The sequence below is a fragment of the Opitutus sp. GAS368 genome, assembly GCF_900104925.1.
Taxonomy (GTDB): Bacteria; Verrucomicrobiota; Verrucomicrobiia; order Opitutales; family Opitutaceae; genus Lacunisphaera.
Genome location: NZ_LT629735.1, coordinates 1,456,781 through 1,478,083 on the forward strand (window position 1 = coordinate 1,456,781; position 21,303 = coordinate 1,478,083).

18 protein-coding genes are annotated in these 21,303 nt (G+C 66.1%); all 18 read right to left on the reverse strand.

The window, feature by feature from the left end; all coding sequences use genetic code 11:
• Nucleotides 1-86 precede the first annotated feature (86 nt).
• The 18 genes from BLU29_RS06165 to BLU29_RS06250 all read right to left on the reverse strand — a co-directional run bounded on the left by BLU29_RS06165 (nucleotide 87) and on the right by BLU29_RS06250 (nucleotide 21,290).
• A complete protein-coding gene (locus tag BLU29_RS06165; RefSeq protein ID WP_091055972.1) occupies nucleotides 87-1,460 on the reverse strand; it encodes a 2-hydroxycarboxylate transporter family protein in 1,374 nt (457 codons plus the stop codon).
• A gap of 111 nt (nucleotides 1,461-1,571) precedes the next feature.
• Complete coding sequence (locus BLU29_RS06170) at nucleotides 1,572-2,654, reverse strand: PepSY-associated TM helix domain-containing protein (protein ID WP_091055973.1); 1,083 nt, start codon at nucleotides 2,652-2,654, stop codon at nucleotides 1,572-1,574.
• 7 nt (nucleotides 2,655-2,661) lie between these two features.
• A complete protein-coding gene (locus tag BLU29_RS06175) occupies nucleotides 2,662-3,303 on the reverse strand; it encodes a cytochrome b/b6 domain-containing protein (protein WP_091055975.1) in 642 nt (213 codons plus the stop codon).
• 27 nt (nucleotides 3,304-3,330) lie between these two features.
• On the reverse strand, nucleotides 3,331-4,449 hold the full coding sequence (locus BLU29_RS06180) for a substrate-binding domain-containing protein (protein ID WP_091055977.1): 1,119 nt from the start codon (nucleotides 4,447-4,449) through the stop codon (nucleotides 3,331-3,333).
• A 127-nt stretch (nucleotides 4,450-4,576) separates the two neighbouring features.
• Nucleotides 4,577-5,068, reverse strand: a complete 492-nt coding sequence (locus tag BLU29_RS06185; RefSeq protein ID WP_091055978.1) for a hypothetical protein — start codon at nucleotides 5,066-5,068, stop codon at nucleotides 4,577-4,579.
• 10 nt (nucleotides 5,069-5,078) lie between these two features.
• Nucleotides 5,079-6,011 carry a substrate-binding domain-containing protein gene (locus BLU29_RS06190; RefSeq protein ID WP_157693672.1) on the reverse strand — a complete coding sequence of 311 codons (933 nt, stop codon included), beginning with the start codon at nucleotides 6,009-6,011 and terminating at the stop codon, nucleotides 5,079-5,081.
• Between the two features lie 125 nt (nucleotides 6,012-6,136).
• Nucleotides 6,137-7,300, reverse strand: a complete 1,164-nt coding sequence (locus tag BLU29_RS06195) for a substrate-binding domain-containing protein (RefSeq protein WP_172830224.1) — start codon at nucleotides 7,298-7,300, stop codon at nucleotides 6,137-6,139.
• Nucleotides 7,297-8,469, reverse strand: coding sequence for a substrate-binding domain-containing protein (locus BLU29_RS06200; protein WP_091055983.1), 1,173 nt, complete (start codon nucleotides 8,467-8,469; stop codon nucleotides 7,297-7,299). Before BLU29_RS06200 ends, BLU29_RS06195 begins: the two co-directional genes overlap by 4 nt.
• Nucleotides 8,466-9,659 carry a substrate-binding domain-containing protein gene (locus tag BLU29_RS06205; protein ID WP_091055984.1) on the reverse strand — a complete coding sequence of 398 codons (1,194 nt, stop codon included), beginning with the start codon at nucleotides 9,657-9,659 and terminating at the stop codon, nucleotides 8,466-8,468. The genes BLU29_RS06200 and BLU29_RS06205 overlap by 4 nt, the downstream gene beginning before the upstream one ends.
• Before the next feature lie 18 nt (nucleotides 9,660-9,677).
• Nucleotides 9,678-10,787: a substrate-binding domain-containing protein gene (locus tag BLU29_RS06210; RefSeq protein ID WP_091055986.1), complete on the reverse strand. Its 1,110-nt coding sequence runs from the start codon at nucleotides 10,785-10,787 to the stop codon at nucleotides 9,678-9,680.
• 37 nt (nucleotides 10,788-10,824) lie between these two features.
• Nucleotides 10,825-13,155, reverse strand: a complete 2,331-nt coding sequence (locus BLU29_RS06215; RefSeq protein WP_157693673.1) for a substrate-binding domain-containing protein — start codon at nucleotides 13,153-13,155, stop codon at nucleotides 10,825-10,827.
• 34 nt (nucleotides 13,156-13,189) lie between these two features.
• On the reverse strand, nucleotides 13,190-14,278 hold the full coding sequence (locus BLU29_RS06220) for a substrate-binding domain-containing protein (protein ID WP_091055988.1): 1,089 nt from the start codon (nucleotides 14,276-14,278) through the stop codon (nucleotides 13,190-13,192).
• 8 nt (nucleotides 14,279-14,286) lie between these two features.
• On the reverse strand, nucleotides 14,287-15,378 hold the full coding sequence (locus BLU29_RS06225) for a substrate-binding domain-containing protein (RefSeq protein ID WP_091055990.1): 1,092 nt from the start codon (nucleotides 15,376-15,378) through the stop codon (nucleotides 14,287-14,289).
• A complete protein-coding gene (locus BLU29_RS06230; RefSeq protein ID WP_091055992.1) occupies nucleotides 15,375-16,562 on the reverse strand; it encodes a substrate-binding domain-containing protein in 1,188 nt (395 codons plus the stop codon). The genes BLU29_RS06225 and BLU29_RS06230 overlap by 4 nt, the downstream gene beginning before the upstream one ends.
• Before the next feature lie 4 nt (nucleotides 16,563-16,566).
• Nucleotides 16,567-17,757: a substrate-binding domain-containing protein gene (locus BLU29_RS06235; protein ID WP_091055993.1), complete on the reverse strand. Its 1,191-nt coding sequence runs from the start codon at nucleotides 17,755-17,757 to the stop codon at nucleotides 16,567-16,569.
• Nucleotides 17,758-17,768: 11 nt separating this feature from the next.
• Complete coding sequence (locus tag BLU29_RS06240) at nucleotides 17,769-18,977, reverse strand: substrate-binding domain-containing protein (protein ID WP_091055995.1); 1,209 nt, start codon at nucleotides 18,975-18,977, stop codon at nucleotides 17,769-17,771.
• Between the two features lie 52 nt (nucleotides 18,978-19,029).
• Nucleotides 19,030-20,043 (reverse strand): substrate-binding domain-containing protein, encoded by a 1,014-nt coding sequence (locus tag BLU29_RS06245; protein WP_091055996.1) that lies wholly within the window; start codon nucleotides 20,041-20,043, stop codon nucleotides 19,030-19,032.
• A 32-nt stretch (nucleotides 20,044-20,075) separates the two neighbouring features.
• A complete protein-coding gene (locus tag BLU29_RS06250; RefSeq protein WP_157693674.1) occupies nucleotides 20,076-21,290 on the reverse strand; it encodes a hypothetical protein in 1,215 nt (404 codons plus the stop codon).
• Nucleotides 21,291-21,303: the final 13 nt, after the last annotated feature.

A 21,303-nucleotide genomic window follows, 5' to 3' on the forward strand; every position in this document is an offset into this window, starting at 1 on the left:
CCAGCATTATGCGGGAACGGATTCGCCAAGCCGGAGCGATGGGCGGATGATTCTGGCGCGAAACAGCGGCACGGCGGAGCCTTCGCTCAAGTCATCGCCTTCAGGGCGATGAGCGCCAGGGTGACGGTGATCGCCCCGCCGATGCGGGTGGCGATCTGCGCAAACGGCATCATCTGCATGCGGTTCGCCGCCGTCAGGATGGCCACGTCGCCCGTGCCGCCCTGGCCGCTGTGGCAGGCGTTCACGATGGCGGCCTCGATCGGGTAGAGCTTCACCCAGCGCCCGACGAAGAAGCCGGTGGCCATCAGCGTCGTCACCGTGGCGACGATCGTCACGAGGTTGGCGGGATGCAGCGCCTCCATGAGCTTGTCCCACGGCGTGAGGGCCACGCCGATGGCGAAGAGCAGCGGGTAGGTCACGGCGGTGCGGAAGAACTTGTAGACGACGCCGGCGCCGTGCTGGAGCTGGGGCGGCACGCCGGAGACCAGCTTGACCGCCACGGCGAGGAAGAGCATCACGACCGGCGCGGGCAGGCGGAAGGTCTCGGGCGGCAGCGTGTTCACGGCCACGCCAAGCAGGTAGAGGGCGATGGCGATGCTCGCCCCGGCGGCGATGTGGCCCACGTCCATGTGGCCGGTGATGGCCTCTTCCTGCGGGTGCAGCTCGTCGTTCTCGCCGGGCTGGATCCGGCCCTCGCCGGTGAGGTGCGGGAACTTCTTGCCGACGAAATTCAACGTGCCGGAAAGCAGGATCGCCGTGAGACTGCCGAACATGACGGGCGGCAGCACGCGGGCGAACTCCTCGCCCTGCTTCAGGTGCAGGATCTCCGCATAGCCGACGGAAAGCGGGATGGCACCCTCGCCCACGCCGCCGCCCATGATCGGGACGATGATATAGAAGAAGGTGTTCTTCGCGCCGAGGCCGAGCAGCGTGCCGACGCCCGTGCCCACGAGCGCCGCGGCCACGGAGCCCGCGGCGAGCGGAATGAAGATCTTGAGGAAGCCCCTGATCAGCACCGTGCGGTCCATGCTCAGGATCGAGCCGACGATGATGCACGCGATGAAGAGATAGAGGAAGTTGGTCTGCTTGGTGAAATCCGTCACCGTCTGGGTGATGACCGGCGGGATGTAGCTGTGGAAAGCCAGGTAGGACGGGATGAAGGTCGCGAAGATCGCCGCGCCGCCGATGTCCTTGATGACCGGAATGCGTTTGCCGATCTCGGCGCAGACGAAGCCGCCGACCGCGAGGACCGCGAGCATCGTGCACACATCGTTCGGGGTCTTGCCGGACGCGGGGAACTTCCCGGTATAGATGAACGCGCCCAGCACGATGACCAGCACGACGAGCACCGGCACCGGCAGGATGCCGACGCGCCGCTCCATCAGCTTCCACCAGCCGTGCGGCCAGAAGCCCGACGGAGAGGACGCGGACTCGGGCGGGGTGGGTTTGGGGGTATTCATAAGGCGGGAGGGGTAATGCGCGGGGGTATGGGGGTCCGTCGGCGGGGTGACTGACCGGAGCCAGCATGCCTGCCGTGGATAAAAGCCAGCTGAACTCCAGCTGAATTCCTGTTAAGCTGACCGCGCGCGCCCGCGCTGGAGGAACATGGCGAGCCCGGTCACCGCCAGAATAGGCACGGCGAGCATGCCGGCGAGCAGGATCAGGCGCCCGGCCCAGCCCCCGAACTGGCCGAAATGATAGGACAGGGCCGTGAGGTAGAATTTCACCCCGGCCGGGCTCTCGGCATACGGCGTCCAGCGCAGGACCGCCCCGGAATAGGCGTCGAGGAAAAGATAGCTGCGGGCGTTTTCATGGGCCGCCGCGCGCTCCGTCGCAAAAATCTCGACCGGCGCGTCGGGCTTGCGCGGCAGATAGATCATCAGGGCACCGGCCTCCGGCGCCAGCCGCCGGGCCTGGTCGAGCCAGGCCTGCAGGGCCACGGGGTGCGCCGGCCCCGCCGGCGGCGTGGAATGAAGCTCCGCGGCCGGCGCCGCACCCCAGCCCTGGTAGGTCCCGTGCTGCAGCCAATCGAAGGACTGCGGCAGCCCGGTCAGCGCGCTGCCCAGCACCACGACGCCCGCATAAAATCCCGCGACCTTGTGCAGGTTGAAGTGCCAGGCCCGGCCCTTGAGCTTGAAATTGAGTGTCAGGCCGGTCCGCAGCACCCGGAGCACCGGCGGCAGCCAGAGATAAAAACCCGTCAGCAAAACCAGCGCCGTCAGCATCGCGCCGGCGCGGACGATGAACAGGCCCACGCTGCCCAGCAGCAGGAACCGGTGCCATTGCTCGCAGCGGCCGAAGAACCCTTCGTAGCGGCCGCGCCGGCCGAGCACAGCCGCCGTGGCCGGGTGCAGGAACACGACCTGTTTGTCGAGGAAGGCCACCTGCACCGTGGCGCCGGGCTCGCGCGCCAACCGCACGTAATCGACCTTGGCCCCGGGATGCGCCTGCTGCGCCGCCACCACCAAGTCATCCAGCGTCCGCGGCGCCCCGCCGGGCGCGACCGCGAACAGGTCCCGGTTGAAAACCGGATCGAGCTCGGGGCGGAACACCAGCAACGCACCGGTCAGTGACATGAGCAGCAGCACCAACCCCACCGTCAGGGCCGACCAGAGGTGAACTTGAAAAATCCAGCGGCGAGCGGGTGCGGCCATGGGCGGCTTATTTCAGCCCCAGATCCCGGAACCAGCCGGGCCTCCGCAGGCGGGCCCAGTTGGTCGTGACGGTGCCCTTCAGCATGGAGGCGAAGGTGCCGGGTTCACCCACGGTCGCCTTGTAGATGTGGATGAGCAGGCTGCCGGACATGATCACGCTCACCACCCGGTGGCTGGTACGGCTGACCACATACACCTCCCGCGGCATCCACGGCTCCCGCCGCCACCACCACACCAGGCCGGTGACCAGCAGCCAGGCGGTGCTGAAGATGAACGCCCAGAAATAAAGTTTCTGGCCGCCGTTGAAAAAGCCCGTGTCGGCGGGCGGCAGTTGATCCGGCCGCAGGGCGTGATCCTGCAGGTGCCGGATGAAATAGGTGTCCGTCGCCGTCCAGCGCATCCGCTTGCGCCACAGGAAAAAAATCGGGATGGCCGAGACGGCGAGCGCCAGCCCCGCCACAAAATGGATCGCGATGGTGCTCTGTTCCCCGCCGAAATATGGCACCAGCCAGTGCAGGATGCTGGACCAGTAGAGCGCCAGGCCGGTCGCCATCGCGAGGATGAAGCCGATTGCGATCAACCAGTGAATGACGCGCACGGAAAGCGTGTGGCGTAGGATCTCGGTCTTGGGGGTCGGTGGATTTTCCATAAGATAAGGGGGGCCGGGCTCGCCTTTTCAGTCGAGCCGTGCCCGTTGGGCCGCCGCGAAATCCGCCGGCAGCGGCAGGTAGTTGCCATTGGCGACGATCGCCTCCTGCCCCTCGCGGCTCAGGATGTAGCGGAGGAATTCGCGCAGCTTCGGGTCGACGGCCGTGCCGGGCTTGCGGTTGAGGTAGAAATAAAGGTTCCGCACCAGCGGGTAGGTCCGGTCCTGGAAAGTCGCCTTGCTGGGCGCCACGAACGGGCCGCCCGCCGCCACCGCCAGCGCGACCGGCTTCAGGCCGGGCACTTTGGCGGCCTGGGGCACGATGGTCCACGCGATGCCGTATTTGTCCTGCAGCAGCTCCTCGCGGAGCATGTGCTGCACGCCGCCGCGCTGTTCCACCTTGTCGTCGTCGTCGATCATCTTGCTGCCGGTCTCGACGTAGCCCCGGTAGTTGGGGTTCCACTTGTCGCTGTTGTGCAGGACGCGGAGCTGGAAGAAGCGCGTGGTGCCCGACGGCGCGTGGCCGTAGGTGTGGATGGGTTTGTCCGCCCACTCGCCGGTCAGGCCGAGCTGGCCCCAGGTGCGGATGTCCTGCTCCGGGCCGCGCGCGGCCTTGAGGTCCCACTTGAAGCCGCGCAGCGCGCCGTTGCGCTCGCTGCCGAAAATCCCGTCGAGCTGTGCCAGCGTGAGCCGGGCCAGCGGGTTGTCGGGATGCACGTAGATCACGATGCCCGGCGACCGCCCTTCCACGTCGTAGGTGCCGGACGCGACCGTGATGTCCGTGGCGTGGTAGCCATAGACCTCGTAGAACGACAGGACCTCGGTGATGGCCGGCTCGCCGCCGTCCGGGGCCAGGTCGGTCACGCCGGTCACCAGCGCGGGAAAGGCCGCGTCGCTCGTCGGGAACGTGTCGTGGAAGGTGACGCCGGGGTGGTATCTTTGAAACCCGGCTTCCCAAATCCTGAACAGCCCGCCGAACCCGAAGCCGTAATTGCGGATCACGCCGGAAACCGTCTGTTGCGGGGCGTAGGCGGGGAACCCGCTCAAATCGAACTCGCCGGCCGCGGAGTTGGCAGCAAGACACGCAACCAGACCGGCGCCAAGCAGCGTGCGCCCAAAAAAAGCAGGCAATAAGGAGACCGGTTTCATTGATGGGTTGGTTGGTGGCAGGGCAAATCCTCCGGATGAGCCGTTCGATGCACGGCTCGGCGGGGACGACCCGCCCTGCCTGTTTGGCCGGCCACGATGACGGTCAGAAAATCACGACCAAGTGTTTTCATGGGGTGGGTTTGAACAGCTCGGCCAGGGCCGGGATCTGCCGGGCGACATGGTCGCGGATGGCGGTGGCCTCGGCCAGATATTTCACCTGGTCCTCCCCCGCCTGGAATTTGAACTGGAGGGCCAGCGAGCCGATTTCCTTCCCGGTGCGGTCGAGCAGCGGGAGCATGACCCCCAGCTTCGGGGCCTTGGTGCTCGGCACGATGGTCGTGGCCCCGTGCAGGATATCTTCCGGGTCGCTGGGCTTGCCGATGACATCCAGCGTCGAGGCGATGATCGCCTGCCGGTCGCCGCCCCGCGGCACACAGTGCAGGCCGGCGGCCACCAGTCCGGGATTCGCGACCATGATTTCGGTCACGAGCTGCTGCGCGTAGATGTGGTTGTCCGTCGCGAGGGTGTATTTCGGCACCTCGGCGGCGCACAACCCGGCGCCGCCGAACAGCACGGCCAGGCCGACGGCCAGTTTGAAGAGAAGGGATGATTTTTGCATGGGGGAAGGCTCAGTCGAGCCGGCGGACCTGCGCGGCAGCGAGCTCGGCCGTGAGCGGCAGGTAGGCGCTGGCCCCGGCCACTTCCTGCTGGCCCGCAGGGCTGAGGATGTAGCGCAGGAACCCGGCGACCAGCGGATCGGCCGGCGCGCCGGCCTTGCGGTTGAAACAGGCCGTGACGGCCCGCGTCAGCGGATACTGCCGGCTGACCAAACTGTCGCGGGTGGCCGGGATTCCATCCAGTGCCACGGGGCGGACCCCGTCCTGCACGAAGCCGAGGCTGGCGACCGCGAGACCGTAGCGGTCCTGCGCGAGCGCGGCGAGAATCTGCCGCCCGGCGTCATGCGTGGCGGCGCGGGGCACATCCGTGTCGCTGAACTCCGTGAGCTGCGTCCAGTTCATCATGCGGCTGTCGTTGAGCACCACATGGCGGAAGAAGCGCCCCGTGCCCGACATGGCGTCGGGTGCGTAGAGATGAAGGGGCTTGTCCGCCCACTCCCCGGTCAGGCCGAGCTGGCCCCAGGTGCGGATGTCCGCGGGCGCCAGCCGGTGTTCGGTGCCGAAAATGGCGTCGAGTTGCGCGAGTGTAAGCTGAGCGAGCGGATTGCCCCGGTGCACAAACAGCACCGGCGCCGGCGACTGGCCGGGGCGGTCGAGGCTGCCGGTCGCGACCTCCACTTGCGCCGGTTTGTAGTGAAAAATCCATTCGAAGGCCTGGAGCTCGCTCAGGGTCGGCGCGCGTCCGACCAGCGCAAGGTCGGCCTTGCCGGTGTAGAGCGCGGCCATGCCCGTGTCGCTGCCCGTGAGGTGCGGCTCCACGCGAACCCCCGGGTGCTGCTTTTGGAACGCAGCCGACCAGCGCGCCACCACGGCCGCCATCTCGGGGTTGCCGGCGACGTGCAGCACGCCGGAAAGAGGCTGCGCCGCCAACGAAGGCAATCCCATCAGCGCCAGAAGCATTGCCGCCATCCAGGTGGAGCCGGACCTCCGGGCCGGTTTTCTTGATCGTGTGTCCAACCAACCCGTCCGGAGGCCGGGTTCCACCTGGAATGTGCTTTGGTCTGGTCTGGTCATGGCAGTTTCTCCAGTTGCCGTTTGATCGCGTCGGCGCCGAGCGGCAGGTAATCGCTCTCGCGCACCACCGCCTGCTGGCCTTCGCGGCTGAGGAGGTAGCGGAGAAACTCCCGCACCGCCGGATCGGCGCGCCCGCCGGGCGGCACGTCGATGAAGGCCGGGATGATCCGCCCCAGCGGATAAGTCTGCGCGATCAGGTTCTCCTTGGTCGGCTCGTAGAAGGGCTCGCCCGCGTTGCGCGCCAGCGGCAGCGCCCGCACTTCCGGGTTCGCGTAGCGCACGTTTGAGATGGCGATGCCGGCGGGATTTTTCGCCAGCGTGTCGAGGATCTGCTGGCCGTGGTCGTATTGGGTGCCATCGGGCCGGAGGACGTGCACGAACTCCTTCAGGTCGGTGTTCCAGCGGTGGCTGTTCTCCAGCACGGCCTCGCGGAAGAAAAGCGCGAAGTCCACGTCAACCTGCCAGCCGTAGGGCTGGATGCGGCGGTCCGCCCACTCCCCCGTCAGGCCGAGTTCGCCCCAGGTGCGGATGTTGCGCGGGCCGCGACGGTGCTCGGCCCCGAAGACGGCGTCGAGCTGCGCCAGCGTCAGCCCCTTGATCGGGTTGTCCTTCCGGACAAAAACCATGTGCGCATAGTCGAAGTAGTTCACGTCCAGGCTGCCGGTGGCGATCTGGATGCCCGTGGGCGCGTAGTGTTTCTCGCGTTCGAACGCCGCGGCGGTGGCCGGGCTGATCTCCTCGCCGAGGATCGCGAGGTTCCCCGCCCCGGTGTAGAGCGCGCCGATCGCCGAGGCCGTGCCATACATGTGGTTCTCGAATTTCACGTCCGGCTGGTATTTCGCAAAGCCCGCGATCCATGCGTCCATGATCCGGCCCATGAAGTCGTGCTTCGGGCTGCCGTGGCCCCAGAGCCGGATCGTGCCGGAAACCTTCGTGGCCGGGGCATAAAGCGGCAACGCGTCCACGAACGCCACCTCGGGGGCGCCGGCATTGCCGGTCGCGAACGCCGCGGCCGGCAACAGCACGCAGAGAAACCCCCAAGCGAAGGTGGAACGCGGCGGCCGGACGCGTTGCAGGATGCTGGCAGGAGCAAACGCGTCCGGAGGCCGCGTTCCACCCTGGCTCAGGGGAAATCGGGAAACAGGGTCCGTGTTCTTCATTCGAGTTTTTTCAGTTGTTCGCGGACGGCGTCGGCCGGCAGCGGCAGCAGCTTGCCGTCGCGCACGACCGCCTCCTGTCCCTGGCGGCTCAGGATGTAGCGGATGAACTCCCGGACCTTCGGGTCCACCGGCTTGCCCGGTTCGCGGTTGATATAAAAATAATTGTTGCTGTGCAGGTAATAGCTCCGGTCCTGGACGTTCTCGATGGTGGGCGCGATGTAAGGGCCGGCATCGGCGACCGCCAGCGGCAGCGCCTTCGTCTCGGGGGTGAGAAAGGCGAGGTTGCTCACGCCGATGCTGTAGGGGTCCCTGCCGGTATCGTCGACCAGATCCTGTGCGCCGATGCCGAGTTTCCCGTCGGGGCGCACATACTGGCAATACTGCGTGAGGGTTTCGTTCCACTTGTCGCTGCCCTTGAGGAGGAGCCGGCAGAGTGTGTTGGTCGGGTCGTATTGCAGACTCATGATCCGGACGTGGATCGGCTTGTCCGCCCACTCGCCCGTCAGGCCGAGCTGGCCCCAGGTGCGGATGTTGCCCTCCGGGCCGCGGGCGAACTCGGGATGCCAGGTGGTCCCCACCCAGCCGCCGTTGCGCTCGGCGCCGAGGATGCCGTCGAGCTGCTTCACGGTGAGGCCGGTGATCGGGTTGTTTTTGTTCACAACCACGACCCAGGCGGGATTCCAGCCGAGCGTGTCGTAGGCGCCGTTGAGCGGCACCAGCTCCAGCGGGTCATGGTTGAAGGTCCGCTGGAAGCCCAGCAGCTCCATGAACTGGATGTGCCGGCCGATACCGATGTCGGCGACGCCGCACACCAGCGCGGGAATCGCCACGGCCGACGACTTCAGATCGATGTCCAGGGTGACATCCGGCTGGAATTTCCGGAAACCCTCCACCAAGTATTGGAACAGGTGCCCGCGGTTGATGGCGTCGTTGCCGCGGAGCCGGATCACGCCGGCCACCTTCTGTTCCGGCACATAGTCCGGCAACGCGCCGAGGTCCCAGGTCCGGGTATAGAACTGCTTGTCGCGCTGCGTGGCGCCGCGAGCGGCCCGGGCGTTCTGGACGTCCAGGGCGTCGCGGTGCACCTCGGGCGACGGCGCCGTCTCGTCCGCCCGAGACAGGACCGGGGCGCAGAGACCCAGCAGCAGGATGACGTGGTGGAGTTTCATTCGAGTTTCTTCTGCATTTCGCGGCAGACCTCGGCGGTGAGCGGCAGGTATTTGCCGTCGCGCATCACCTCGGCCTGGCCCTCGCGGCTCACGATGAAGCGGAGGAACTCGCGCACCTTCGGGTCGAGCGCCGGGCCGGTGGCGCCGTCGGCGTAGGCGTAGATCTCGTCGACCAGCGGATACTTCCGGCTGCGCAGGTTCTCCATCGTGTAGGCGTAATAGGGCCCGTCCGCCGTGCGCGCGACCTCGAGCGCCTTCAGCTCCGGCGGCAGGTTCTTGCCGACGGGCGCGGCCACGTAGGCGATGCCGTAGCGGTCCCTGACCAAGTCGTCGTTGAGCCCGCGCTTCAACCGGCCGAAGCCCATCGAGCTACCCTTGCCGTCATCGGCGCCGACGTAGTTCGCGTAGATGCGGAGGTGCTCATTCCACTTGTCGCTGCCCTGCAGGATCCAGTCGGAAATCTCCACCGCCTGGTGGTAGCGCTGGTTCAGGCCGTAGGGCGTGATCTCCTTGTTCGCCCACTCGCCGGTCAGGCCGAGCTGGCCCCAGGTGCGGATGTTCTTCTCGGGACCACGGGCGAATTCGGGATGCCAGTCGGTGCCGACCCAGCCGCCCAGCCGTTCGGCGCCGTAGATGCCGTCGAGCTGCTCCATGGTGATTTTTGCCAGCGGATTGTCCTTCGACACCACGATGCCGAAAGCCGGCTGCCAGCCCGTGACATTGTAGGAGCCCGTGGCGATGGTGATCTCGACCGGGTCGTGGTTCTTGTAGCGCTGGTAGAGCTGGAGTTCCTCGGTGGTGATCTTGCGGCCGATGCCGAGGTCCGAGACGCCGAACACCAGCGACGGCACGGCCGCGCGGGTGGTCAGCATGTTGTATTCGAACTTCACCCCGGGGTGGAATTTCTGGAACGCCTTCTCCCAGTATTCGCCGAGGTTGCCGTCGGTGATGTAGTTGCTGCCCCACATCCGGATGGTGCCGGTGACCGGCGCCTTCGGCTGGTAGGCGGGCAGGTCGGAGAGATTCCACTGGTCGGCGGGATAGTAGGCCTTCTTGCCCTTGGTCTTGAGGCCCGCGGCGCGCGCTTCCTGCATGGCGAGACCGGTGGAAACCTTGTCGCCGTCGGCGCCAGACGCCGTGCGGGCCACGGCGAGCACGGTCAGCAGCATGATGGTGGTTTTGATTTTCATGGGGATGCCGGGCGGGGGTTATTCGAGCTTCTTGAGCTGCTCGCGGACCACCGCGGCGGGCAGCGGGAGATAGGTGGTGTTCTGGTGCACAATCTCCTGCCCTTCCTCGCTCAGGATGTATTTCATGAAGTCCTTCACCTTGGGCGAAAGCGGACGGCCGGGCTCCTTGTCGAGGCAGATGTAGATGCTGCGGGTCAGCGGATAGGTGCGGTCGGTGAGCGTCGCCTTGCTCGGCGCGACGAACGGGCCGCCGGGCGAACGCGCCAGCGCGATGGCCTTGATGCCCGTGATCTGCGGCACCTGGTTCCACTGCGGCATGCCCGCCCAGGCGATGCCGGATTTGTCCTTCTCGAGCTCGGCCAGCATGGCCAGCACGCCGGAGGACTCGCGGCCGGGGGTGAGGATCTTGGTGCCGTTCTCGACGTATTGGCGGTAGTTGCCGTTCCACTTGTTGGAACCCTTCAGGACCTCGATCTCGAAGAAGTGCGCCATGCCGCCGGCGGCGTAGCCGTAGGTCTGGATTTCCCGGTTTGCCCACTCGCCGGTCAGGCCGAGCTGGCCCCACGTGCGGATGTTCTCCTTCGCAGTGCGCCCGTTTTCGGGTTTCCACACGTAGCCCTCGTAACCGCCGGTGCGCTCGGAGCCGAAGATGCCGTCGAGCTGCTGCATGGTCAGCTGCGCGAGCGGATTCTCCTTGTTGACGAAAATGATCAGCGCCCAGCTCCCGCCCGGCACATCGTAGGTGCCGCTGGCGATGGTGACCTCGGTCGGGTTGTAACCCTTGTCCTCGAAGAAGCCCAGGTAGTCGTTCAACTCGAGCTCGCGGCCGAAGACCGCGATCTCCGCCGTGCCGTGCTGGAGCGCGCCGATGGCGGCATCGCTGCCGCCGGGGTTGTCGGCGATCCGCACGTCGGGATTGTGCTTCATGTAGCCGGCTTCCCAGGCGTTCATGAGGCCGTGCAGCCCGGCGCCGAAGACGCGCAGGATGCCCTTGTTGGGCCCGGCGGGGGGCGTGTAGGCGGGCAGCCGCTCGTCGGCGGCCGCGCCGCTGAGGCCGCAGCCGAAGCAAGCAGCGGCCGCGAGCAGCGCGAACAAGCTGCGCCGGAATGAAGAGGGGAATGATTTCATGGTTCTGATGGTCGAGTTGCGGGTTGGCGTGAAATGTTCAGGGTTCGCTGCCCCACCCTTTTTCCAGCTTTTCGCGCTCGCGCGCGATGATCGCCGCGGTCAGCGGCAGGTGCTTGCCGTCGCGCTGCACCTCGGCCTGGCCCTCGCGACTCAGGATGAAGCTCAGGAATTCCTTCACCAGCGGGTTCATCGGCGTGCCGGGGGTTTCGTTCATGAAGAAGGCGTTGGAGTTGACCATCGGGTAGGTCCGGTTGCGGGCATTCTCGATGCTCAGCTTCACGTAGGGTCCCGCGGTCTTCTCGGCCAGGTCCAGCACCTTGTCGCCGGGCTGCTTGTATTCCTCGCTGTAGTTGGTGTAGGCGATCGCGTAGGGATCCTCGGCCACGGCGCGGGCGATGAAGTCGCCGCCCACGACGCGCTTGCCGTCGGACTTGGCAAAGTTGCCGGTGGCGACCAGGTCCTCGTTCCATTTGTCGCTGCCGTGCAGGATGCGGTCCGAGAAGCCCTCGGAGGTATTGTAGCGAAGGTTGAAGCCGTAGACGTGGATGGGCTTGTCAGCCCATTCGCCGGTGAGGCCGAGCTGGCCCCACGTCCGGATGTTCTTCTCCGGCCCGCGGGCGTATTCCGGATGCCAGGTGGTGCCTTCCCAGCCGCCATTGCGCTCCGCGCCGAACACGCCGTCCAGCTGTTCCATGCTGATCTTCGAGAGCGGGTTCTTGTCATTGACGATGATGACCGGCGTGTTGGCCCAGCCCGGCAGGTCGAACGACCCGGTGTTGGACTGGATCGCGAACGGCTGGCGGCCCATGATCTTTTCATACGCGAGACTGTCGCTCAAACCGCGCCGGGCGCCCAGCAGCAGATCGGCCGTATTATAGTAGAGCGAGGCGTAGCCGACGGCGCTGGTGGGCAGGAACCACGAGATCTTGATGCCCGGCTGCACCTTGGCGAAGGCCTCCTCCCAGTATTTCCTGAGCTTTCCGGTTTCAATGTAGTTCAGGCCGTGGATGCGGATCCAGCCGTCGAGGATCGCCTTCGGCTTGTAGGGCGGGAGGTCGCTCAGGTCGAACTGGTCCGGCGGATACATCCTTTGCTCGCCGCGCTTGGCGATGGCGACCGCGCGGAGGGCCTGCGTCCGCAGCGTCGCCTCCGCATTCGCGTCCTTCGGCGGGGCGGCCACCACCGCATGGACGCCGACGGCATCGACGACCCCGACCTGCGCCTCGACCGTCTCCCGGTTGAGGGGCAGATACTTTCCGTCGTGCTGCACCTGGCTTTGGCCGTCGCGGCTCAGCACATAGCGCAGGAATTCCTCGACCAGGGGTTCCAGTTTCCCGTTCGGCCGCAGGTTGACGAAGATCGCGCCCTCGCGGAAAAACGGATACTGGCGGGACTGCACCGATTCGGGCGTGAGCGCCACATAGTCGCCGGAGGAAGCCGGCGCGACGCTGAGCACCTTGACGTCGGGCGAATCGACGCCGCCCAGGGTGTAGGCGATGGCGTATTTGTCGGCGGCGACCGCGCGGTTGAGCTGCTCCTCGACCGAAACCGGCCGGCCGGCCGGATCGAAGCGCGGGCCATAGGTCATGATCTGCTCGTTCCATTTGTCGCTGCCCTTCATGACGCGGTCGTTGAAGGACACGCCCGCCGGGTCCCGCATGCTGAAGCCGTGCGGCCGGATCGCGTGGCCCGCCCAATCACCCGTGAGGCCCAGCTGGCCCCAGTTGCGGATGTTCTTTTCCTTGCCGCGGGCCAGGTCGATGCGCCACGCCGTGCCGACCCAGCCGCCGTCGCGCGCCGCGCCGAAGATTGCGTCGAGCTGGTCGATCGTGATCTTCGTCAGCGGATTCGCCTTGTTGACGATGATCTTGTAGGCCGGAGCGTAGCCGGTCATGTCGAAGGAACCGGTGAAGGCCGCGATGCGCAGCGGCTGCGAATTGAGGACGCGCTCATACGGCAGGATGTCGTAGAAGCCCAGTTCGTGGACCAAGGAAATGTCCGCCTGGTGGTAATAGAGCGGCGTGAGCGCCACCTCGGTGGTCGGCAGGTAATATGAGAAATGGACGTCGGGGTGGAACTTGATGAAGCCTTCCTCCCAGAGTTTGGCCAGCCGGCCCTGCGCCAGGGTGGCGGCCCCGTGGATCTTGATCCAGCCCGAGACGGCCTGCCTGGGCTGGTAGGCGGGCAGGTCGTTCAGGTTGAACCGGCCGTCGGCGTAGGACCGGTAGTCGCCCGCATATTTCGGGTTGAGACGGAACAGTTCGAGGTTCTTCTGCACCTCGGCCGCGGATTGCGCCTGGATGGAGATGGCGGAAGCCAGACAGCCGGCCACAGCAAGCAGGGCGATGGGGGTTCGGAAGGCTTTCATGGGGGTAGTCAAGATTGCTGGGACCAAAGGCGTCTTACTCGAGTTTCTGGAGGTTTTCGCGGACAACCGCGGCGGGCAGCGGCAGGTAGTCGCCTTCGTGGGCCACGGCATCCTGCCCCTGGCGGCTCAGGACGTAGCGCAGGAATTCCCGCAGCTTCGGCTCGATCTCCGCGCCGGCGGGGCGGTTGAGGATCAGGTAAATCGACCGCGTCAACGGGTAGGCGCGGCTGATCACGTTTTCCTTGCTCGGTGCGACCGGGGCGCCGCCCGCCGGGGCGAGGGCCAGCGCGCGGACACTGGGCGCCAGGTCGCCGGCGGTGCAGAAGCCGATGCTGTAGCGGTTGGCAGCGACGGCCTCGACCAGCGGGGCGGAGCCCTTGAGGTGGGAGGCCCCCTTGATGCCCATCTCTCCGTTGGCGATGCTGAAGCCGAATTCGGTGAGATTGGGGTTCCATTTGTCACCGCCGTGCAGCACCTGCTGGCTGAAGAAAAAGGAGAAGCCGTTGCGCAGGATGTCGTAGCCGTAGGTCTGGATGGGCTTGTCCGCCCACTCGCCTTTCAACCCGAGCTGGCCCCACGTGCGGAGGTTTTTCTCCGGGCCGCGCGCACGGTCGGTCCGCCAATACTGTCCCTCGTAACCGCCCGCGCGCTGCTCGCCGAAAATGCCGTCAAGCTGCTCCAAGGTCAGGCTCGCGAGCGGGTTGTCGGGGTGCACGATGACGACCAGCGCCATCGTCTTGTCGAGGGCGATGTAGGAGCCCGTCGCCGCGGTGATGGTCAGCGGGTCGTTGGTGAACTCCCGGTAATAGCCCACGCATTCCAGCGGCGTCATCTCGCGGCCCATCAGGGCGACATCCGACTGCTTGGAACACAGCACGCGCAGCGGCGCGCCGGAGCCCTTGCCGTAGCTGATTTCAAAACGCGCGTCGGGATGAAACTTCCGGAAGCCCGCCTCCCAGTTCGCCAGCAGCTTCGCCCCGTAGACCTTGCCGCTGGAAATCCGGATCACGCCGGACACCGGCGCGCCCGGCTGATAATCGGGCAGCGCGGAATTCTGCGCGCCGAGCGCACCCGCGGCCGTGAACAACGCGGCGATCCCTGCGGCCACCCGGAATATTTTCATCGCGGGACTCACTCGAGTTTCTTGCGTTGGGCCAGCAGCATCGGTTCCGGGAGCGGCAGGTGCAGGCCGTTGTGGGCGAGGATGTCCTGGCCTTCCTGGCTCAGGATGAACCGCAGGAACTCCTTCACCTTCGGATCGAGCGCCTGGCCCGGGGCCCGGTTGACATACATGAAGACGATGCGCGAAAGCGGATAATCATGCGTCTGCATGTTGCGCTCGGTCGGCGCAAAATACGGGCTGCCGTCGTCCTTCGCCAGCGCGATGGCCTTCAGGCCCGGGACGCTCGCGGCGTGCCCGTTGCCGCTCCAGCCGATGCCGTATTTGTCATGCGCCAGCGCGACGAGCATGTCGTGGCTGCCGGTGCCGGAGCCGTCGGCCACCATCTTCGTGCCACTCTCGGCATACTCGCGGTAGTTGGGGTTCCACTTGTCGCCGCCCCCGAAAACCCGCAGCTCGAAGAAATGCCGCATGCCGGTGTGCGAATAGCCGTAGGTCTGGATGGGCTTGTCCTTCCACTCGCCGGTGAGGCCGAGCTGACCCCACGTGCGGATGTTTTTATCCGGGCCGCGCGCGTTGCGGGCCACGAAAAGGGCGCTGTTCTCCTCGTAACCGCCCGTGCGCTCCGCGCCGAAGATCCCGTCGAGCTGCTTCAGCGTCAGCTGGGTGAGCGGATTGTCCTGGCTGACAAAGACCACGGGCGACCAGCTGCTGCCGCCCGGGGTGTTCCAGGCGCCGGAGCCGACCACGATCGGCGTCACGTCGTAGGAATACTTCTCGGTGAACCCAAGGATTTCCTCCAAGGCGGGCTCGCGTCCGCACGGCGCGATGTCGGCGGTCCCCATGATCATGCCCGCCATGGCCACATCGCTGCTCGGCAGCTCGTTGGCAAATTTGATGCCAGGCTGACGCTGTTGAAACGCCTTCTCCCAGATTGCCACGAGTCCGGCCATCTGCGCACCGCCCATGCGGATGGTGCCGCTGACCTGCTGCCGGGGCTGGTAGTGAGGCAAGGAGCTGAGGTCCCATTCTTCCGCATGTGCAGCGGCAGCGAGGGCCAGGGTGGATACGGGGATGAGTGATTTTAACAGGGGGAGTTTCATTGGAGTGATTTCAGGGCGGCCTGCACGAGACCGGCGTTGAGCGGGAGATATTTGCCGTCACGCACGACCTCCGCCTGGCCTTCCTGGCTGAGGACGTAGCGCAGGAATTCCCGCACCTTCGGGTCGAGCGGCTGGCCGGGCGCGCGGTTGATATACCAGTAGTTCGCCTGGAAGAGCGGATAGGTCCGCGCCTGGATGGTCTCGAGCGTGGGCAGCACGAAGGGCCCGCCGGGGTAGGCCTCGATGGCGACCGGCTTCATGTCCTTGGTCTGGTTCTGCGCCCCGCAGTAGCCGATGCCGTCCAGGTCGCCCGAGATGCCCTCGGCGATCAGCTCCGCCCAGATCACGAACCTGCCGTTTGGACCGGCGTAGTTGCCGAACATCCGGGTCTGCTCGTTCCACTTGTCGCTGCCGTGGAGCACCGCGTCGGAGAACTTCGTGGCCGTGTCGTAGCGGACGGTCGCGCTGAAGGGATGAATGGGCCGGTCCGCCCACTCACCGGTCAGGCCGAGCTGGCCCCACGTGCGGAGATTCTTCTCCGGGCCGCGGGCGAATTCCTGATGCCACACGGTGCCCACCCACCCGCCCTGCCGTTCGGCGCCGAAGATGCCGTCGAGCTGGTCCAGCGTGAGCCGCTCGACCGGATTGTCCTTGTGGACGTAGACCGCCATCACATCCGACCAGCCGGTGACGTTGAGCGAACCGGTGGCGAGCGGGATCTCCAGCGGGTCGTGGTTGAATACGCGCTCGAACTGGAGCAGCTCGGTGAAGGTCATCTTGCGGTTGGCCCCGATGTCGCACGTGCCGGCCACGAGCCCGCTGGTGGCGGTGAGCGCCGTCGGCAGCGTGTATTCGATCTTAACGCCGGGGAAATATTTGCGGAACCCCTTCGCCCAATACTCGCCCAGCATGCAGTCGCCCAGGTAATTGAGCCCCCAGATGCGGATCGTGCCCGAGAGTTTTTCGGCCGCGGGAGTGTAGTGCGGCAGCTGGTCCAGGTCGAAGCGCTTGCCGGTGTAATAGACCTGGGCCTTCTTCGCGGCGATCATCCGGCTGCGCAGATCCTGCAGCTCGATCGCTTCCTTCGTCTGCAGTGCCTGGGCCCAGGCTGCGGCGGCGCCGAGGACGGCGAGGCCAAAGACAAGGGCACGGGCGCACAGCGCGCGGGTGGGTTTGATCTTCATGGTGTCACTCGAGCTTCTTCAATTGTTCGCGGGAGGCCTCGGCGGTGAGAGGGAGGTATTTGCCATCGCGCGCCACCGCCTCCTGCCCCTCGCGGCTGGCGATGAAGCGCAGGAACTCGCGCACCCGCGGGTCCGCGGGCCGGCCGTTCTCCGTGTCGCAATAAGCGTAGATCTCGTCGTGCAGCGGGTATTTCCGGCTGCGCAGGTTCTCGATGGTGTAGGCGTAGTAGGGCCCGGCGGCGGTCTCGGCGACCTCGAGGAGCTTGCACTCGGGCGGCAGGTTCGGGCCGACGGGCGAGCCCACGTAGGCGATGCCGGACGGGTCCTTGGACAGGTCCTCGTTCAGGCCGCGCTTGAGGCGGCCGAAGCCCATGTTGGAGCCCGCGCCGCCGGATTCGCTCGAGGCGTAGTTGGCATAGATGCGCAGCCGCTCATTCCACTTGTCGCTGCCGCCGAGGATGCGATCGGAGATCCAGGACGCCTGGCTGTAGCGCTGGTTCAGGCCGTAGGGCGTGATCTCCCGGTCGGCCCACTCGCCGGTCAGGCCGAGCTGGCCCCACTTGCGGAGGTTCTTCTCGGGGCCGCGCGCCTTCTCGGGGTGCCAGTCGGTCCCCACCCAGCCGCCCAGCCGCTCGGCGCCGAAAATGCCATCGAGTTGCTCGAGGGTGATCTTCGTGAGCGGATTGGACTTCGCCACCACGATGCCAAAGCCGGGGTTCCAGCCGGTGACGTTGTAGGAGCCGGTCGCGACGACGATCTCGAGCGGGTCGCGGTTCTTGTAGCGCTGGTAGAGCTGGAGCTCCTCGGTCTTGATCTTGCGGCCGATGCCGAGGTCGGCCACGCTGAAGACGAGCGCCGGCACGGCGGCGCGCGTCGTGAGCATGTTGAACTCGAACTTCACGTCCGGGTGGAATTGCTGGAAGGCCTTCTCCCAGTATTCACCGAGCTTGCCGTCGGTGATGTAATTGCTGCCCCAGACCCGGATCGTGCCGGTGACCTGCTCCTTCGGGGCGTAGGCGGGCAGGTCGCCCAGGTCCCACTGGTCGGCGGGATAATAAGTCTTCGGGCCCTTGAGCTTGAGGTTCTCGGCCCGCGCCTCCTGCATGGCGAGGCCGCTGGAATTTTTCTGCTCGGCCCGGAGGAGCGGCAGGGTGGCGAGCGCGACGGCGACGGACAGACCGGTGATGGTTTTCATGGACGGCGGGATCACTCGAGTTTCTTGAGCTGCTCCTGCACGACCTTGCCCGTAAGCGGCAGGTAGCGGCCCTCGCGCTCAACGCATTCCTGGCCCTCCTGGCTCAGGACATAGCGGAGGAATTCCTCCACGATCGGATCAACCGGCTTGCCGGGCGCGCGGTTCAGGAAGAAGAGCTGCTGGTTGAAGAGCGGATAGGTGCGGTCACGCACGGTCTCGATGGTCCTCGGAACGTAGGGCCCGCCATCGTAGCCCTGGACCGCGAGCTCCTTGAGGTCGGGGCTCAGCGAGAGCGGCGAGACATAAAACATGGCATAGCGGTCCTTGGCGACGGCGTCCCGGGCCTGCGCACTCCAGGTCACGATCTTGCCACCCGTGGTGATGTAGTTGGTGAAGCCCCGGTAACCCTCCACCCACTCGCCGCTGCCGCGGAGGATCTTGTCGGAGAACCCCGTGCTCGCGCCGGCCCGCACGTTCTGGCCGCCCGCGTGGATCGGCTTGCCCGCCCACTCGCCCTTGAGACCCAGTTGGTCCCAGGTGCGGATGTCTTCCTCGCGGCCCCGGGCATACGGGTATTCCCCGTGCCACACGGTGCCCACGTAGCCGCCGGACCGCGCGCCGCCAAAGACCCCGTCCAGCTGCTTCACGCTGATCTGCGTGAGCGGATTGTCCTTGTTCACGACCAAGATGTAGGCCGGCGACCAGCCGTAGACATCGTAGGAGCCCGTCGTGGCCGAGACCGCCGTGACGGGATAATGATACATTTGCTCGAAGGACAGGAGGTCCGTCAGCGTGGCCTTGTTCGACATGCCGAGATCGGCGACGCCGCAGACGAGGGCCGGAATGGCCATGGCCTCCGTCGGGAGGTGATACTCGATGGTGACGCCGGGCTGGAGCTTCTTGAAACCCTCCTGCCAGTATTCGCCGAGGTAACCGTCCTTGAGGTAGTTGTTGCCCCAGATCCGCAGCGTGCCGGTGAGCTGCTGCCTGGGCACGTAATGTGGCAGGTCGCCCAAGTCCCAGCGCTTCGTGTAGCCGCCGATGGCTCCGTGTTCCTTGCGGAACCCGGAGACGTTCTGGGTCCAGATGCTGACCCCGACGTTCTCAGGTCCCTTGGTGGCGGCCGGCTTTTCGTCGGCCGCGCGCACTGCCGCGCCCAGGGGCAAAGTCAGCAGCGCGCCAAGCAGCACGCGGTTTTTCATGATCAAGGGGCGGGGCATGGCGGTTGGGGTTGGATTTTCGGAACGCGGGCGGGAAATCGTCGGAGCGGGCTCAGTGCAATTTCGCCAGCTCGACTTTTGCCACCGCCGGCGACAGGGCGATCCAGCCGTTCGAGGCCGTGACGATTGCCTGGCCCTCGGCGCTGAGCACGAAGCGCAGGAATTCCTCCAAGCGGGGGTCGATCGGCTGGCCGGGGGCGCGGTCGATCACCATGTAGATCGGGCGGTAGAGGGGATACTTCATGCCCTGCACCTCCTCGAAGGTGCCGGTGTAATAGGGGCCGCGGTCCGTATCCGCCACGGCGATGGCCTTCATGCCCGGGATGATATTGCCAAAACAGCCGAGCCCGATGCCGTTCGCATCCGCGGCGACGGCCTGGGCCATGAGATCGTCGGGGCCGAAGTTCGCGCGCCGCATGGGCAGCTCGACGGTCGTCTTCTTGAAGTCCGCTCCCTTGGTGACCACCTTCTGGACGAAGTAGTCGATCCCGTTCGGCAGCCGGTGACTGTAAGCCTTGATGGGACGGCCCGCCCATTCGCCCTTCACGCCGAGATCGCCCCACGTCCTGATGTCCTGGCCGAGCCCGCGGCGACGCTCGGCCGAATAAATGGCGTCGAGCTGGTCCAGCGTGATCCGCTCGATCGGATTGCCGGCATTGACGTAGACGGCGAGCGTCGGGGTCAGGCCCGTGGTCTTCTGCGCGCCGAGCCCGACCTGGATGACGAACGAGCCGTAGCCGCGGATCTTTTTGAACAGGTCTTCCTCAAAGGCCCAGATCTCCCGGGCGGGGAAGCCGAGATCGTAGCCGCCGCAGATCACGCCCGGCACGCAGGCCAGCGGCGCCGTGCCCTTGTCGATGATCGTGAAGTGCGGGTGGTATTTCTTGAAGCCCTCGACCCAGCCCAGCATCAGCGGGTCGGCGGAGCTCTCGGCGACCGTGCGCATGTCGCCGGTCAGTTGTTGCCTGGGCTGGTAGTGCGGCAGCCCGGCCGGCGCGGCCGGACCGCGGACGGCCGCGAGCGCGAGAAATGCGAGAGCAAGGAAGCGGTGGGGCTGGGTAGTCATAAACAAAGGGGATCGGGCCGGGCGGGCCGCCATCATTCCAGTTTCTTGAGCTGCTCCTTCACGATGTCCGGCAGGAGGGGCATGTAGCGACCCTCGCGCTGGATGCAGTCCTGGCCTTCCTGGCTCAGGATGAAGCGCAGGAATTCCTCGACCTTGGGGTCGATGGGCTGGCCGGGCTCGCGGTTGAGGTAGAAGTAGGACTCGTGGTAGAGCGGATAGGTGTGGTTGTGGATCGATTCCACGCTGCGCGTGACATACGGCCCGCCCTCGTAGGCCTGGACCGCCAGTTCCTTCAGCTCCGGACCCATCGAGGCCGGGGAAATATAATACATGGCATACTTGTCCTTGGCGATCGCGCGGCGGGCCTGGAGGCTCCAGCTGTTGATCTTGCCCTCCGGCGTGATGTAATTGGTGACCGCGTTGTAACCCTCGGCGAATTGGTAGCTGCCGCGCAGCACCTTGATCTGGAAGTCATAGGAAGCGCCGGCGGTCAGGTTCTGTCCGCCGGTGTGGATCGGCTTGCCCGCCCACTCGCCGGTCAGGCCGAGCTGGCCCCACGTGCGGATGTTTTCCTCCGGCCCTCGCGAATAGGGATACTCGGTATGCCACACGCTGCCGACGTAGCCGCCGGTCCGCGCGCCGCCGAACACCCCGTCGAGCTGCTTCAGGCTGATCCGGTCGAGCGGGTTGTCCTTGTTCACCGCGATGATGGTCGCCGGCGACCAGCCGTAGACGTCGTAGGAGCCGGTGAACGCCGTGATCTCGGTGACCGGGTGGTGAAACACCTGCTCGAACACGAGCAGGTCCGTCAGCCGCGCCTTGTAGCACAGGCCGAGGTCGGCGGCGCCGCATGCGAGGGCGGACACGGCGATCGTGGCCGTCGGCAGGTGATACTCGATGGTGAGGCCCGGCTGGAATTTCTTGAATTCCTCGAGCCAGTATTGCGCCAGATCCCCGTCCTTGATGTAATTGCTGCCCCAGATCCGGAGCGTGCCGGTCAGCTGCCGCCTGGGCACGTAGTGCGGCATCTCGCCCAGGTCCCACTTCTTGGTGTAGCCGCCGACGATGCCGTGCTCCTTGCGGAAGCCCGTGACATTCTGGGTCCAGATGCTGACGCCGGCGTTCGTCGGCTCGTTCGCGACGTTCGGCGCGACCGTCAGCTTGTCGTCGGCCGTGAGCAGGAGGGGGAAAGCCAGCAGTGCGCAAAGCACCGCGCGGCTCATGGTGAGGGCGGGGGTTGGGTTCATGAAAAAAAGGGGT